This is a genomic window from Streptomyces sp. T12, from assembly GCF_028736035.1.
Lineage (GTDB): Bacteria > Actinomycetota > Actinomycetes > Streptomycetales > Streptomycetaceae > Streptomyces.
In genome coordinates, this window is record NZ_CP117866.1 from 2,220,270 (window position 1) to 2,235,056 (window position 14,787).

Below are 14,787 nucleotides of genomic sequence, written 5' to 3' on the forward strand. Positions count from 1 at the left end.
ATCCCTTCTCCGCTGCAGCAACTTCGGCAGATCTTACGGTTGTTGAAGATCTTGCTGGTCGAGTCTGACAGACCGTCGCGTGGCCCGTGGCGCGTTCGGGCCACTTACGTCGTGCGAGGTCACATGACGATCGCCGTGGCCCCCTCGATGTCCACGACGTCCACTTCCTGGCCTACTTCGTAGGCGCGGTCGGTATCGAGGGAGCGGGCCGACCAGACCTCTCCGGCGAGCTTGATCCGGCCGCCGGAGGCGTCGACGCGCTCCAGTACGACGGCCTGTTTGCCCTTCAACGCCTCGATGCCGGTGGCGAGTTGGGGCCGCTGTGCGCGATGCCGGTTCGCGATGGGCCGTACGACGGCGATGAGTGCGGTCGAGATGATGACGAAGGACACGACCTGGACGACGGCGTCACCGCCGAAGATGCCGGCGACCACGGCGGCCGCGACGGCCCCCACCGCCAGCATGCCGAGTTCGGGCATCGCGGTGATCACGAGCCCGATACCGAGCGCTGCCGCGCCGATCAACCACCAAACCCACGCGTCGATTTCCACATGGTCATGGTAGGACCGCGGGCCCTGTCGCGGACAGGGCGCCGATCAGTTTGAAGGGCCTTCTTACCGGGGTTTCGCGGGGTGAAGGGCCGGGTCAGGACAGGGGGAGGCCCTGTGCCGTCCAGCGCTCGCCAACCTGTTCGACGACGAGCGGGAGGCCGAAGCAGAGGGAGAGGTTGCGGGAGGTGAGTTCGAGTTCCATCGGGCCGGCGGCGAGGACCTTGCCCTGGCGGATCATCAGGACGTGGGTGAAGCCCGGGGGGATCTCCTCGACGTGGTGGGTGACCATGAGCATCGAGGGGGCGATCGGGTCGCGGGCGAGCCGGCCGAGACGGCGGACGAGGTCCTCGCGGCCGCCGAGGTCGAGGCCGGCGGCGGGCTCGTCGAGGAGGAGCAGCTCCGGGTCGGCCATGAGGGCGCGGCTGATGAGGGTGCGCTTGCGCTCGCCCTCGGAGAGGGTGCCGAACTTCCGGTCGAGGTACTCGCTCATGCCGAGGCGGTCGAGGAAGGCGCGGGCGCGCTGCTCGTCGACCTCCTCGTAGTCCTCGTTCCAGGTGGCGGTCATGCCGTAGGCGGCGGTCAGCACGGTCTGCAGGACGGTCTGGCGCTTGGGCAGCTTCTCGGTCATGGCGATGCCGGCCATGCCGATGCGCGGGCGCAGCTCGAAGACGTCGGTCCCGGGCATGCCGAGGGTCTCGCCGAGGATGGAGACGGAACCCTGGGTGGGGTAGAGGTAGCTGGACGCGAGGTTCAGGAGCGTGGTCTTGCCGGCGCCGTTGGGGCCGAGGATGACCCAGCGCTCGCCCTCCTTGACCGACCAGGAGACCTGGTCCACCAGAGCCCGGCCCTCACGGACCACGGATACGTCCTGAAGCTCCAGAACATCGCTCATGAGCGCGTTGTCTCCCCTTGCAGTGTGACCGGTGTCGGCGTCTCGGCGTCTCGGTGGTCGCGTGCGCCCGTGGGCGCAGCCCTCAAGGAAATCTACGCCACCGGTCGGGCGCTTCATTCCATCGGTCCTGTCCTTAGGGTGGAGGCATGCTCTCGGAACCACGTTCAGGACGCCTTGCGGCTTGGGGAAATGCCCTTTTGGCCGGACTTGTCTCGCCGGATGACGCTGTGCTCGAGATCGTCGGGGACGATGCGGTGCACCGGGTGGAGGGGTTGCCGGGTGAGTCGGCGCCCGTCGGGCTCACACTGGCGCTGGGGCGGCTGCGGACGCTCGGGGTGAGTGGGCTGCGGGTCGCGCTGCCCACGCCGGGGCATCCGCTGGGGCTGAGCGGGCCGCCGGAGTTCAATGCGCGGGCGCTGGACGCCGAGGAAGCGGTGATCTGTCACGGCGCCGCGTTGGGGCTGGTGCCTGAGGTGTACGAGGCCGGGCCCGACGGTGATGTACATGCCGAGGTCGTCTGGCATGTGCTGCCGGTGCGGGAGGCGCCGCCCGCGGATGTGCCGTCGCTGGGTGAGGCCGAGCGGGAGCTGGCCGAGGCCTTGCGGGATGCGACGGAGGTGTTGTCGCGGCTGGACGTGGCCGGGTCGGGGCCGGTGGCCGAGGCGGCGATCGATGCGTATCGGGCTCGGGCCGAGCGGGGGCGGGAGGTGCTGGCGCCGGGGTATCCGCCGCGGGCGGTGCGGGTGCTGGAGCTTGCGCAGCGGGTGGGGTTGCTGGTTTCGCTGGCGCATGAGAACGGCCACGGCGGAGCGATGAGCGCCTCGGAGATGGGGGCGCGGACTGCCGCGTTGCGGCCGGTGGAGCGGGTGGCTCGGCGGGCGCTCGTTGCTGCGTACAACGCGTACGTGGAGGAGCGGGAGCGGGGGGTGCGGTGAGCGTCGGTGTGGTGGTGACCGGCGTTGGTGCGGCCGTCCCTGGGGGCTCCGCCCCCAGCCCCCCGTATCGGCCCTGAACGGGCCTCGTCCTCAAACGCCGGACGGGCTGGATTCGCTGACCCGCGTCGAAACACAGACCGGCCTCCCGGGAAAACCCGGGAGGCCGGAGGTCACTGCTCGCTTCAGGGTGGTCGTCAGCGGTTGACGGCCAGGTTGTCGAAGGCGGGGTTCAGCAGGCCGACGACGTTCACGGTGTTGCCCGACACGTTGACCGGGACGTGAACCGGGGCCTGGACCAGGTTGCCCGAGGCGATGCCCGGGGAGCCCACGGCCTTGCCGTCGGCGTGCGCGCCGTCGGTGGCGGAGGCCATTCCCGCACCGGCGGCCAGCAGGCCACCCGCCACCATCGTCACGGCCGCTGCCTTCTTCAGGTTCTTCACTTCTAAGCCCTCCTTGCGATTGCCGCGGCAGTCGCCGCAGCACGCACTGGAAAACGGCGGAGCTCCACGGAGGATGCGCCATCCGGGGGACATTCCCACGACGGTATGAATCTCATTCCGGAGCGGAACCCTCCGTATTGCCGTCCGTCACGTCCTGCGGAGAGCGTTTCAGCCGGTCACGCCATGGCGTACGGCCCACAGCGCGGCCTGAGTGCGGTCTGCCAGGTCGAGCTTCATCAGGATGTTCGAGACGTGTGTCTTGACGGTCTTCTCCGACAGGACCAGGGCTCTGGCTATCTCGCGGTTCGAGCGGCCGTCCGAGATCAGGCCGAGCACCTCGCGCTCGCGCTCGGTCAGCGAACCGCCTCTCCCCTGCCCCGAGTTGGCCTCTTCCTGGGACAACAGGGCGCCCGCGACCTCGGGTTGGAGCAGGATGTGCCCGGCGTGGACGGAGCGGATGGCGCCGGCCAGCGCGTCCGGGTCCACGTCCTTGTAGACGTACCCGGCGGCGCCTGCGCGCAGGGCCGGGATCACCGTGCGCTGCTCGGTGAAGCTGGTGACGATCAGCACGCGCGCGGGGTTGTCGAGTTCGCGGAGCTTGCGCAGGGCGTCGACGCCGTCCATGCCCGGCATCTTGACGTCCATGAGGACCACGTCCGGCTTCAGTTCCTCGGCGCGGGCCACTCCCTCGGCGCCGTCGGCGGCCTCGCCCACGACCTCGATGTCGTCCTGCACTTCGAGGAAGGTGCGCAGTCCCCTGCGGACCACCTGGTGGTCGTCGACGAGCAGCACCTTGATTGCGTCAGCCACCGGGGACCTCCATCTCGATCGTGGTGCCCTTGCCGGGCACCGATTCCACGGCCAGCGTGCCGCCGACCCCGCTCGTCCGGTCCCGCATGGAGACCAGGCCGAGGTGGCGTCCGGCTCGGCGTATCGCCTGCGGGTCGAAGCCGCTGCCGTTGTCCGTGACCCGCAGGACTGCTCCGCTGCCGCGCCGGTCCAGTGTCACGTCGACATGCTCGGCTCCGGAGTGCCGCAGGGCGTTGTGCAGGGCCTCCTGGGCGACGCGCAGTACGGCCTCCTCCTGGGCGGCGGGCAGGGCCTTCACACCACGGCCGGCGAAGGTCACGCGCGCGCTGTGGGCGCGGTCGAGGACGTGGATCTGGGTGCGCAGGGTGGCGACGAGGCCGTCCTCGTCCAGGGCGGCGGGGCGCAACTCGACGACCGCGGCGCGCAGTTCGTCGGCGGCCTCGGCGGCGAGCGCGGCCACCTGGTGCAACTCGCCCTTGGCCCGGGACGGGTCGCGGTCGATCAGGGCGGCGGCCGCCTGGGCCGTCAGGCGCAGGGAGAACAGCTTCTGGCTGACCGCGTCGTGCAGTTCATGGGCGAGGCGGGAGCGTTCTTCGGCGATGGTCAGCTCGCGGCTGCGTTCGTAGAGGCGGGCGTTGGTGAGGGCGATCGCGGCGTGCTGGGCGAGGATGCCGAGGAGTTCCTCGTCCTCCTCGGTGAAGCCGCAACTTCCCTCCGGCTTGGGGCAGTTCTTGTTCGCGAGGAACAGTGCGCCGATGACTTCGTCGCCGTCGCGGATGGGCAGGCCGAGGAAGTCGGACATGTCGGGGTGGGCGGACGGCCAGCCCTCGAAGCGGGGGTCCTTGCGCACATCGGCGAGGCGCTCGACCTCGGCCTCCTGGAGCATCGCGGCGAGGATGCCGTGCTGGCGCGGGAGGGGCCCGATGGCCTTCCACTGCTCGTCGCTGACGCCGTCGACCACGAACTGGGCGAAGCCGCCGTGGTCGTCGGGGACGCCGAGCGCGGCGTACTGCGCGTCGAGCAGCTCGCGGGCCGAGGCGACGATCGTCTTGAGGACGTCGCGCACCTCGAGATGCCTGCTCATGGCCAGCAGCGCGGAACTCACCGCGGCGAGGCCGGACCTGGGGCCTTGACTCATGCCCTCACGGTACCGGCGGGGTGTGACAGCCGGATCGGACCTGTGACGGCTGCCGACTAGGGCGGCGGTCCTAGTCCCCTGGTCCCCGGTTCGGCGGCGTAGGGCGAACGGCCCCGGGTGTGCGGCGTAGGACGAAGGGCCCCGCGGCTTTGCGGCCCGCGTCCGAGGCGGGGCGGGGGTGCCGGTTCCTACGTTGAGGACACCGCCGACGGAGGCGGGCTGGAACGAGGGGACGGTTGTCATGCCGGTAGCGATCATCACGGGGGCCTCGAAGGGGCTGGGGCGTGCGCTCGCCGAGGCGCTGGCCGCGCGCGGCTGGGATCTGGTGCTCGACGCCAGGACTCCCGAGGCCCTCCAGGAGACGGCGGCCGGGCTCCTGGCGTACGGCACGCGCGTGACGGCCGTGCCGGGGGACGTCACGGACGCCGGGCACCGGTCCGAGCTGGTGGCGGCCGCCTGGAAGCTGGGCGGCGTCGATCTGCTGGTGAGCAACGCCAGCGCGCTGGGCGCCGAGCCGCTGGTACGGCTGGACGCGCTGCCCCTGGAGGGGCTGCGGCGGGCGCTGGAGGTGAACGTGGTCGCCGCGCTGGGCCTGGTCCAGGAGGCGCTGCCGCTGCTGCAGGCGTCCGGGACGGGTGCGGTGATCACCGTCAGCTCGGACGCGGCCGCCGAGGCGTACGAGACGTGGGGCGGGTACGGGGCGTCGAAGGCCGCCCTGGACCATCTCGCGGCGGTGCTCGGCGAGGAGGAGCCGGGGCTGCGGGTCTGGGCGGTGGACCCCGGGGACATGGCCACGGACCTGTACGCGGCGGCCGTACCGGACGACGACGATCCACGGCCGACGCCGGCCAGTGTGGTGCCGGCCTTCCTGCGGTTGCTGGACGAGCGTCCGGCGAGCGGCCGCTACGAGGCGCCCTCCCTGCTGGAGGGAGGGCGATGACCCTGACCGTGCGGGTGCCGGAGGAACTGTCGGCGCGGATCCCCGCCGAGCAGCGTGGGCCGGGGCTGGACCGGGATGCCGTACGGCTGCTGGTGTCGCGGGGGACCGAGGTGTCGCACCACACGTTCGGCGAGCTGCCGCGGCTGCTGCGGGCCGGGGATCTCCTGGTCGTCAACACGTCGGAGACGCTGGCCGCCGCGGTGGACGGACGGATCGGGCACGCGCGCGTGGTGGTGCACTTCTCCACGCGCGGGGACGACGGGCGGTGGGCGGTCGAGCTGCGGGATCCCGACGGGCGGGGCACCACGCGCGCGCGTGATGGGAGCAGGGAGGTAAGCGGTCCTTGGAAGGACGGTGGCGGGAGACGGCCGGGAGGGCACGCGGGGACTGAGGTGCGGCTCCCCGGAGGTGTCCGGCTGATCCTCGAGGAGCCGCTGAGCGCGGGGAGCGAACGGCTGTGGTGGGCGCGTGTGAGCACTGACCCCCAGGGCGCAGGAGTTCACGGGCTGATGCGGGAGCACGGGCGGCCGATCCGTTACTCCTATACGGAGCGGGACCAGCCGTTGTCCGTCCACCAGACGGTGTTCGCGCTGCCCTCGGCCGACGGGACGGGCAGCGCGGAGATGCCGAGCGCGGCGCGGCCCTTCACGCTGCGGATGGTGACGGAGCTGGTGAGCCGGGGTGTGCAGTTCGCGCCGATCACTCTGCACACCGGGGTGGCCTCGGCGGAGGTGCACGAGCCGCCGTATCCGGAGCGGTTCGCGGTGCCGGAGGCGTCGGCCCGGCTGATCAACGCGGCGAAGGCGGGCAACGGGCGGATCATCGCCGTCGGGACCACGGCCGTGCGGGCCGTGGAGTCGGCGGCGGGAGCCGACGGGGTCGTACGCGCGCGTGAAGGGTGGACGGATCTCGTCGTCACCCCGGAGCGCGGGGTGCGGGTGGTGGACGGGCTGCTGACCGGGCTGCACGAGCCGGAGGCCTCGCATCTGCTGATGCTGGAGGCGGTCGCGGGGCGAGCGGCGATCGACCGCAGCTACGACGAGGCGCTGCGCGGGCTCTACCTGTGGCACGAGTTCGGCGACGTGCACCTCATCCTCCCGTAGGACACCCCTCACTCAGAGCATTGCTCAAGCAACTGCTGGTGAGACCGTTACGGGGCCGATGTGAGCCCGCGCATAGGGCGCACGTCACGTACGAAAGTCCGTAGTAGATAACAACGTCCCTTTTGAGCGGGACAGACGGCCCTGTCTGTCCCGATTTGCCCTTCCCGGGTCCACTATCGGGGATCGTACGTCACACCTTTGCCACGCAATTTTGCGGCCGCTAAGAATGGCTGACGTCGCTCAACGCCGCGGGTTCCGCCCGCGGCGTTTGTGCCGGAAGCACCCGTGTCCCCCGCCGGACAGCGAGCGACCTCCGCGCTATTCGAAGAGGTCCATCTGCCATGCTCAAGAACACCAACAACCGTCTCAGTCGTGCGCTGACCAAGCGGCACAAGATCGCGATCGCCGGCGTCTCCACGCTCGGCGCCGCCGCCCTGGCCTTCTCCGCCGTTCCCGGCAGCGCACAGACGACCACGGCCGAGGCCCCCACGGGCCAGGTGGCGTACAGCAACGAGCAGATCAAGGACGTCAAGGGCAGCGTCACCGACCAGCTCGCCGGCGACAAGGTGAAGGCCGAGGAGATGGCGGCCAAGCACAAGGCCGCCGTGGCTGCCGCCAAGCACCGGGCCGCGGAGGCTGCCGCCAAGCACCGGGCCGCCAAGGCTGCCGCCGCAAAGAGGGCGGCCGAAGCGGAGCGCAAGGCGAAGGAGGCCGCGAGCCGGTCCGCCAAGCGCGTCCAGGTCCAGCCGGTGGCGGCCAAGACCTACGCCAACAACCTCGACGGCTGGATCCGTGAGGCCCTGGACATCATGAAGAAGCATGACATCCCGGGCACCTACAACGGTCTGTACCGCAACACCATGCGGGAGTCCTCGGGCAACCCGAACGCGATCAACAACTGGGACATCAACGCCCAGAACGGCATTCCGTCGATCGGTCTGCTCCAGGTCATCAAGCCGACCTTCGACGCGTACCACGTCCCGGGCACCGCCTGGAGCCAGTACGACCCGGTCGCCAACCTCACCGCCGCCGCCAACTACGCGGCCGACCGGTACGGCTCGATCGACAACGTGAACAGCGCGTACTGATCGAGGTAGGCGCGGGCCTCTGATCCGTACGCCGAAGGGCGGCACCCTCCTGACGGGGTGCCGCCCTTCGGGCGTCGTACGACGACGAGACGGCGACTACTTGCGCATGACCTCGGGCTCGTGGCGGCGCAGGAAGCGGGCCACGAAGAAGCCGCAGATCACGCCGAGGGCGATCAGGGCGATCATGTCCACGGTCCAGGCGCCGACCGTGTGCTCCCACAGCGGGTCGTTGCTCTCGCCCTCGCCGGGCGGGCTGATCTTGTTGAAGTCCAGCGTGGCGCCCGCGGCGCCCACCGCCCAGCGCGACGGCATCAGGTACGAGAACTGGTTGACGCCGATCGAGCCGTTGAGCGCGAACAGGCAGCCGGTGAACACGACCTGGATGATCGCGAACATGACCAGCAGCGGCATCGTCTTCTCGGACGTCTTCACCAGCGCCGAGATGATCAGGCCGAACATCATCGAGGTGAAGCCCAGCGCCATGATCGGCAGCGACAGCTCGATGAGCGTCAGGTTGCCGAGAACCAGGCCCTCCTCCGGGATCTCCCGGCTGGCGAAGCCGATGACGCCGACCATCAGGCCCTGCAGCACCGTGATCATGCCGAGCACGAACACCTTGGACATCAGGTACGCCGAGCGGGACAGGCCGGTCGCGCGCTCCCGCTCGTAGATGACGCGTTCCTTGATCAGCTCACGCACGGAGTTGGCGGCGCCGGCGAAGCAGGCACCGACCGCGAGGATCAGCAGCACGGTGGTGGCCGTGCCGTTCGGGATGATCCGGCCGGTCTGCGGGTTCGCCGGGTTCGGCAGCAGGTCCTTGCCCGAGTCGATGAGCAGGCTCACCGCGCCGAGGACGCCCGGCAGGATCACCATCAGGGCCAGGAAACCCTTGTCTGAGGCGATCACCGCGACATAGCGGCGCACCAGGGTCAGGAACTGGGACATCCAGCCCTGCGGCTTCGGTGGCTTCATCGCCTGCATCGGAGGCATCTGTACGGACTGCGGCGCAACGGCGTCGATGTCCGCGGCGTACATCTGGTAGTGCTGCGAGCCCTTCCAGCGGCCGGCCCAGTCGTAGTCGCGGTAGTTCTCGAAGGCGGAGAAGACGTCGGCCCAGGTGTCGTAGCCGAAGAAGTTCAGTGCCTCCTCGGGCGGGCCGAAGTAGGCGACCGCACCGCCCGGCGCCATCACCAGGAGCTTGTCGCACAGCGCCAGCTCGGCCACGGAATGGGTGACGACGAGGACCGTACGGCCGTCGTCGGCGAGGCCGCGCAGCAGCTGCATGACGTCCCGGTCCATGCCCGGGTCGAGGCCGGAGGTCGGCTCGTCGAGGAAGATCAGGGACGGTTTGGTGAGGAGCTCCAGGGCCACCGAGACGCGCTTGCGCTGGCCGCCGGAGAGGGAGGTGACCTTCTTCTCCTTGTGGATGTCCAGCTTCAGCTCGCGCAGCACCTCGTCGATACGGGCCTCGCGCTCCTTGCCCGTGGTGTCAGCGGGGAAGCGGAGCTTGGCCGCGTACTTGAGGGCCTTCTTGACGGTCAGCTCCTTGTGCAGGATGTCGTCCTGCGGGACCAGACCGATGCGCTGGCGCAGCTCGGCGAACTGCTTGTACAGGTTCCGGTTGTCGTAGAGGACGTCGCCCTGGTTGGCGGGCCGGTAGCCGGTGAGCGCCTTGAGCAGGGTGGACTTGCCGGAGCCGGACGGTCCGATGACCGCGATCAGCGACTTCTCCGGGACGCCGAAGGAGACGTCCTTCAGGATCTGCTTGCCGCCGTCGACCGTGACGGTCAGGTGGCGGGCGGAGAAGGAGACCTCACCGGTGTCGACGAACTCCTCGAGGCGGTCGCCGACGATGCGGAACGTGGAGTGACCGACACCGACGATGTCCGCCGGGCCCAGCAGCTGCGAGCCGCCCTTGGCGATCGGCTGACCGTTGACGTACGTGCCGTTGTGCGAGCCGAGGTCGCGGATCTCCATGCGGCCGTCGGGCGTCGAGTGGAACTCGGCGTGGTGGCGGGAGACCTGCAGGTCGGAGACGACCAGCTCGTTCTCCAGGGCACGGCCGATGCGCATGACACGGCCGACGGCGAACTGGTGGAACGTGGTGGGGCTGCGGTCGCCGTAGACCGGCGGCGCCCCCGCGCCACCACCGGGGCCCTGCTGCTGCGGGATGTGCGCGGCGGCCTGCTGCGGCTGCTGCCAGCCGGCCTGCGGTGCCTGTTGCTGCGGGACCTGCTGGGCCGGTGCCTGCTGGGCCCAGCCGGGCTGCGCGCCCTGCGCGGCGTACGGCTGCGGCTGCTGCTGCTGCGGCTGCGGCTGCGGCTGCGGCTGGGCCTGCGGAGAGGCGACGGAGGCCGCGGTGCCGGAGAGGTTCAGGCACGGTCCGTCAGTCGCGTTGCCCAGGTGCACGGCCGAGCCGGGGCCGATCTCCACCTGATGGATCCGCTGCCCCTGCACGAAGGTGCCGTTGGTGCTGCCGTTGTCCTCTATGACCCAACTACGGCCGCTCCAGCTGATGGTGGCGTGCCGCCAGGACACCCTGGCGTCGTCGAACACGATGTCACCTTGCGGATCGCGTCCGAGGTTGTAGGACCTGGACGGATCGAGCGTCCAGGTCCGTCCGTTCAATTCCAGTACGAGTTCCGGCACTCCAGCCCCACTGAGTAGTCCCCCGAGTTACCCCCAACACAGGGAGTCTAGGGATGTCGAACATCGTCGGGAACTATTTCAGGCTCTGCCCCCTGACCGAAAGTCGGGCCTTGTGAGGAGCACGCGTACGCGCTTCGACTGGTTCCGTTGACGGGGTTGAAATCAGTCCGGAGAGTGGTAATCCACGCGAGGGGGACATGCGCGGCGAACAGTCGCCGCGCCGCGGATCGGGGGGTCTGCCATGAGTGCGTCCACGAACGTCGAGACCGCGAGGCACGGCACCCGGCTGCCGTGGGGGGACATCCTGCTGTCCGCGATCGCCTGCGTGAGCTGGGCGTTGATCGGGATGGCGGGCACGGCGGCACTCGGTCTGCATCTGCTGGAGGCGGACACGGCGGGCTCTTTGGGCCCGATGACCGCGGCGGTGGTGGCCCTTGGGGCGGGTGGTTCCGTCACACCGTCCGGTGATGTGTCTGCTTTCGGGCTGACCGGCGCGGAGGCGGCGACGGCCATCGAGATCACGCCACTGGGGGTGAGCCTGGTCGGCGCGGTGCTGCTGTCGTGGTTCTTCTTACGGTCCTTGCGGGGCGCGGGAGTTGTGATCGCGCCGGGCGAACTCCTCACGCGCGCGGGGGCGGTGGTCGCGCTGTTCGTGGCGATGCTGGGCGGACTCGCCTGGGCGGGACACGACGTCATCACGATCGACGGGAGCTCGCTGGGGCTCGACGACCTGCCAGGGGGTGGCGGGGGCGGCGGCGGAATCGAGATCCCCGGGGTGGGTGACATCGGGGACATCGGCGGGCTGCTGCCCGACCAGATCGGCGACCTCATCGACGCGAAGGCGGCCGTCGGCTTCACGGTGGACACCGCGCCGACGCTGCTCGGCGGCATGGCCTGGTCGGCCGGCATCCTGCTGATCGCCCTGCTGGCCTCACGCCGCACCCCGCTGCCGCGCGGCTGGGAGGCCGTGCACCGCGTCGTACGGCCCGCCGTGTCCGCCCTCGTCACGGTGCTGCTGGTGGCGGTCGCGGCCGGGCTCGCGGCGGCGGCGTACGCGGCGATCGGCGACGACCATCCCCAGCGGATCGCGGGCGCCGCCCTGCTCGGCGCCCCGAACGGCGTGTGGCTCGGCATCCCGATCGGCCTGTTCGTACCGTTCGACGGCAGGGCGACGGGGGTGCTGGCGGGGCTGCTGCCCGCCCCGCTGGACGACCTGCTGAACAGCGGCGCCGACCAGTCCGTGACGCTGAGCAGGCTGGCGGACCTGGACGGACGGGTGTGGCTGCTCGGGGTCGCGGCGGCGTTGATGATGCTGCTCGCGGGGGTGCTGACGGCGGTGCGGACGCCGGTGGAGGCGGGAGGCGGGCCCGGAGGTAGGGGCGGGGCCTGGGGCTGGGGCGAGGCCGGCGGGCCTGGCGAGGGTCCGGGGGCGCGAGGCGTGGCGGCTTCGGGTGCCGGGACGGCGCAAGGGGGCCGGACGGCTCCGGGCGCAAGGCCGGTGGGTGGCTCGGGTGGCTCCTGGGGCGCAGGGGCGTCGACGGCCGGTGCGGGCGGGGGGCCGGATCCGGGTGCCGTACGGCCATCAGGAGCTGACGCCGCAGGAAGTCCGGTTTCCGGGGGCGTACGGGATCCGGGGCCCTTCGGTTTCGCCGGGCGATGTGCGCTGCGGCTGGCGATCGCCACGGCGTTGACGCTGCCGTTGCTCGCCTGGCTGACGGAGCTGTCCGTGGACGCCTCGCTGTCGGTGCTGGGCTTCGACGCGTTCGGCGCCGGGGTGGAGCTGCGAGGCAGCCTCGGTATGGCGCTGCTCCTGGGGGCGGCTTGGGGTGCGGGGGCGGGTGTCGTGGGGGCGCTGCTGGCCCGGGCGACCGGGGCCGCGGGGCAACGGGCGGCGCCACTGGCTCGGGGTGCGGTGGGGGCGGGTGCGGGTGGCTCGGGAGTGGCGGGTAGGCCGGGATCGGCGGCCGAGGGTGCCGGGGGTTCGTCGTATGTGAGCCGGTCAGGGCCGTACACGCCCGGCGCGCCGTACCGGCCACCGAACCCGGCGACGAACCCGTATCTGCACGTGCCGGATCACCTGCGCGAGCCGGAGGACGCGCGGCCGCCGGGCGCCACCCCGCCTCCGGAGGACGCCCGGTCGTCCGAGGAGGCGCCGGAGCGTGATGCGAGGTGGGGGCGCGACGATGCATGGCGCTCCCGTGACCCGCAGTACGGTGAGCCGCTGCTTCGTGACCGGCAACCCCCTGAGCCACCGCCCAGTGACCCGCCGCCGGGTGACCCGCCGCGCCCCGGTGACGACGACATGTACGGCGCCCCCACGGTCGTCCGGCCGATCGGGCCGATCGGGCCGCCTCCGAGGTCGCCCCGCCCTCCTCGCCGACGGGGGAATCGGTCGTCGTCCGGAGCGGACGACGGGCCACCGCCACCGCCTCCGCCACCACCGCCCCCTCCCCCGCCACCGCCGGGGAGGCCGAAGGGGCGCTCTTGATCCCGAGCCGGGTCGGGCCGCGGGGCCCCCTTGATCCGGGAGCGGTCGGGCTGCAGGGCCCTCCTGATCCGGGAGCGGGTCGGCGCGCCTCGCGGTGATGCGCCTCCGGGCCGCGGTGACCGCCCGGGCGTGGCCGCCGCGGTACGCCCTGGGGCATGCCCGCCGACGTCCGCAGTCGCGTCGGGGCACGAAACCAGTAGCCCGGCTCACAGGTACGCCTGGGGCGCTTCACAGGTCCCGATGCAGCCGTGGCCGGAACGTAAGGCTCACGCCACCCGGCCGACACCCAGTGTTCCGTGTCCGCTAGACGGACCTCAGGGGCGGCAGGCACTGGGTGCCGGATACGGTGGAAGCACCATGAGCGCTTCGCAGACCTCCGACATCCCCACACTTCTCGTCAAGATCTTCGGGAAGGACAGGCCGGGCATCACGGCCGGCCTCTTCGACACGCTGGCCGCCTACTCCGTCGACGTGGTCGACATCGAGCAGGTCCTCACCCGTGGCCGGATCACGCTGTGCGCGCTCGTGACGCAGCCTCCTGCCGGGCTGGAGGGGGACCTGCGGGCGACCGTCCACAGCTGGGCCGAGTCGATGAAGATGCAGGCGGAGATCATCTCCGGCCTGGGCGACAACCGGCCGCGCGGCCTCGGACGCTCCCTGGTGACCGTGCTCGGGCACCCGCTCACCGCGGAGGCGACGGCCGCGATCGCCGGCCGGATCACCAAGTCCGGCGGCAACATCGACCGTATCTTCCGGCTCGCCAAGTACCCCGTGACGGCAGTGGAGTTCGCGGTGTCCGGCGTGGAGACCGAGCCGCTGCGCACCGCCCTGGTGACCGACGCGGCGGCACTGGGTGTCGACATCGCCGTCGTCGCGGCCGGTCTGCACCGGCGTGCGCAGCGCCTGGTCGTCATGGACGTGGACTCGACCCTCATCCAGGACGAGGTGATCGAGCTCTTCGCCGCGCACGCCGGTTGCGAGGACAAGGTGGCCGAGGTGACGGCGGCCGCGATGCGCGGGGAGCTGGACTTCGAGCAGTCGCTGCACGCGCGCGTGGCGCTGCTGGAGGGGCTGGACGCCTCGGTGGTGGAGAAGGTGCGCAGCGAAGTGCGACTGACGCCGGGTGCGCGCACGCTGATCCGTACGCTGAAGCGGCTCGGCTATCAAGTCGGGGTCGTCTCGGGTGGGTTCACCCAGGTCACCGATGATCTGAAGGAGCGGCTCGGGCTCGACTTCGCCCAGGCCAACACGCTGGAGATCGTCGACGGGAAGCTGACGGGCAGGGTCACCGGCGAGATCGTGGACCGGGCGGGCAAGGCGCGGCTGCTGCGCCGGTTCGCCGCGGAGGCGGGGGTGCCGCTGTCGCAGACGGTGGCGATCGGCGACGGCGCCAACGACCTGGACATGCTCAACGCGGCCGGCCTCGGCGTCGCCTTCAACGCCAAGCCGGTGGTGCGGGAGGCGGCGCACACGGCGGTGAACGTGCCGTTCCTGGACACGGTCCTGTATCTGCTGGGCGTCACCCGCGAAGAGGTCGAGGCGGCGGACATGCACGACGAGGCCTGATGGTCCGGATCCGATGGTCCGGATCCGATGGTCCGCATCTGATGCCCCCATCCGATGACCGTCATCTGGTGACCCCGATCTGGTGACCGTCATCTGGTGACCCTCGTCCGATGACCTTGATGGCCTGCCTCTGATGGCCGCACGCGAAGGGGCCCGGCGCCGCGACGGCGCCGGGCCCCGATGCGTG

The 14,787-nt window shown here is 71.0% G+C and carries 12 protein-coding genes; 6 read left to right on the top strand and 6 right to left on the bottom strand.

Going from position 1 to position 14,787, the window contains the following annotated elements; all coding sequences use genetic code 11:
- Positions 1-119: 119 nt before the first annotated feature.
- Together PBV52_RS09825 and PBV52_RS09830 are read right to left on the bottom strand one after the other, a co-directional pair.
- On the bottom strand, positions 120-551 hold the full coding sequence (locus PBV52_RS09825) for an NfeD family protein (RefSeq protein ID WP_181449778.1): 432 nt from the start codon (positions 549-551) through the stop codon (positions 120-122).
- Positions 552-645: 94 nt separating this feature from the next.
- Positions 646-1,443, bottom strand: a complete 798-nt coding sequence (locus PBV52_RS09830) for an ABC transporter ATP-binding protein (RefSeq protein ID WP_274237915.1) — start codon at positions 1,441-1,443, stop codon at positions 646-648.
- 146 nt (positions 1,444-1,589) lie between these two features.
- On the opposite strand from PBV52_RS09830, the gene PBV52_RS09835 reads away from it, so the two are divergent.
- Positions 1,590-2,378 carry a hypothetical protein gene (locus PBV52_RS09835; RefSeq protein WP_274237916.1) on the top strand — a complete coding sequence of 263 codons (789 nt, stop codon included), beginning with the start codon at positions 1,590-1,592 and terminating at the stop codon, positions 2,376-2,378.
- A gap of 194 nt (positions 2,379-2,572) precedes the next feature.
- On the opposite strand, the gene PBV52_RS09840 is transcribed toward PBV52_RS09835, so the two are convergent.
- The 3 genes from PBV52_RS09840 to PBV52_RS09850 form a co-directional block, all read right to left on the bottom strand.
- Entirely contained in the window at positions 2,573-2,818 is a 246-nt protein-coding gene (locus tag PBV52_RS09840) for a chaplin (RefSeq protein WP_274237917.1), read from the bottom strand.
- A gap of 168 nt (positions 2,819-2,986) precedes the next feature.
- Entirely contained in the window at positions 2,987-3,628 is a 642-nt protein-coding gene (locus PBV52_RS09845) for a response regulator transcription factor (RefSeq protein WP_274237918.1), read from the bottom strand.
- Positions 3,621-4,766 (bottom strand): GAF domain-containing sensor histidine kinase, encoded by a 1,146-nt coding sequence (locus PBV52_RS09850; protein WP_274237919.1) that lies wholly within the window; start codon positions 4,764-4,766, stop codon positions 3,621-3,623. The genes PBV52_RS09845 and PBV52_RS09850 overlap by 8 nt, the downstream gene beginning before the upstream one ends.
- A gap of 241 nt (positions 4,767-5,007) precedes the next feature.
- Here PBV52_RS09850 and PBV52_RS09855 point away from each other — a divergent pair, with 241 nt between their 5' ends.
- From PBV52_RS09855 to PBV52_RS09865, 3 genes are all read left to right on the top strand, one after another.
- Positions 5,008-5,706: an SDR family oxidoreductase gene (locus PBV52_RS09855; RefSeq protein ID WP_274237920.1), complete on the top strand. Its 699-nt coding sequence runs from the start codon at positions 5,008-5,010 to the stop codon at positions 5,704-5,706.
- Positions 5,703-6,809 carry an S-adenosylmethionine:tRNA ribosyltransferase-isomerase gene (locus PBV52_RS09860; protein WP_274237922.1) on the top strand — a complete coding sequence of 369 codons (1,107 nt, stop codon included), beginning with the start codon at positions 5,703-5,705 and terminating at the stop codon, positions 6,807-6,809. The genes PBV52_RS09855 and PBV52_RS09860 overlap by 4 nt, the downstream gene beginning before the upstream one ends.
- Positions 6,810-7,150: 341 nt before the next feature.
- A complete protein-coding gene (locus PBV52_RS09865; RefSeq protein ID WP_274237923.1) occupies positions 7,151-7,897 on the top strand; it encodes a transglycosylase SLT domain-containing protein in 747 nt (248 codons plus the stop codon).
- Positions 7,898-7,993: 96 nt separating this feature from the next.
- Here the strand turns inward: PBV52_RS09865 and PBV52_RS09870 are convergent, their stop codons facing one another.
- Positions 7,994-10,546 (bottom strand): FHA domain-containing protein, encoded by a 2,553-nt coding sequence (locus PBV52_RS09870; RefSeq protein WP_274237924.1) that lies wholly within the window; start codon positions 10,544-10,546, stop codon positions 7,994-7,996.
- A 241-nt stretch (positions 10,547-10,787) separates the two neighbouring features.
- Here PBV52_RS09870 and PBV52_RS09875 point away from each other — a divergent pair, with 241 nt between their 5' ends.
- Both PBV52_RS09875 and serB read left to right on the top strand, forming a co-directional pair.
- Positions 10,788-13,034 carry a streptophobe family protein gene (locus tag PBV52_RS09875; RefSeq protein WP_274237925.1) on the top strand — a complete coding sequence of 749 codons (2,247 nt, stop codon included), beginning with the start codon at positions 10,788-10,790 and terminating at the stop codon, positions 13,032-13,034.
- Between the two features lie 357 nt (positions 13,035-13,391).
- Positions 13,392-14,600, top strand: a complete 1,209-nt coding sequence (serB, locus tag PBV52_RS09880) for a phosphoserine phosphatase SerB (protein ID WP_274237927.1) — start codon at positions 13,392-13,394, stop codon at positions 14,598-14,600.
- Positions 14,601-14,787 lie beyond the last annotated feature (187 nt).

Excerpts from the sequence above, each read along its gene's own strand:
- PBV52_RS09830 (WP_274237915.1), bottom strand. The coding sequence starts at position 1,443 with ATGAGCGATGTTCTGGAGCTTCAGGACGTATCCGTGGTCCGTGAGGGC.
- PBV52_RS09835 (WP_274237916.1), top strand. The coding sequence starts at position 1,590 with ATGCTCTCGGAACCACGTTCAGGACGCCTTGCGGCTTGGGGAAATGCC.
- PBV52_RS09850 (WP_274237919.1), bottom strand. The coding sequence starts at position 4,766 with ATGAGTCAAGGCCCCAGGTCCGGCCTCGCCGCGGTGAGTTCCGCGCTG.
- PBV52_RS09855 (WP_274237920.1), top strand. The coding sequence starts at position 5,008 with ATGCCGGTAGCGATCATCACGGGGGCCTCGAAGGGGCTGGGGCGTGCG.
- PBV52_RS09860 (WP_274237922.1), top strand. The coding sequence starts at position 5,703 with ATGACCCTGACCGTGCGGGTGCCGGAGGAACTGTCGGCGCGGATCCCC.
- PBV52_RS09865 (WP_274237923.1), top strand. The coding sequence starts at position 7,151 with ATGCTCAAGAACACCAACAACCGTCTCAGTCGTGCGCTGACCAAGCGG.
- PBV52_RS09875 (WP_274237925.1), top strand. The coding sequence starts at position 10,788 with ATGAGTGCGTCCACGAACGTCGAGACCGCGAGGCACGGCACCCGGCTG.
- serB (WP_274237927.1), top strand. The coding sequence starts at position 13,392 with ATGAGCGCTTCGCAGACCTCCGACATCCCCACACTTCTCGTCAAGATC.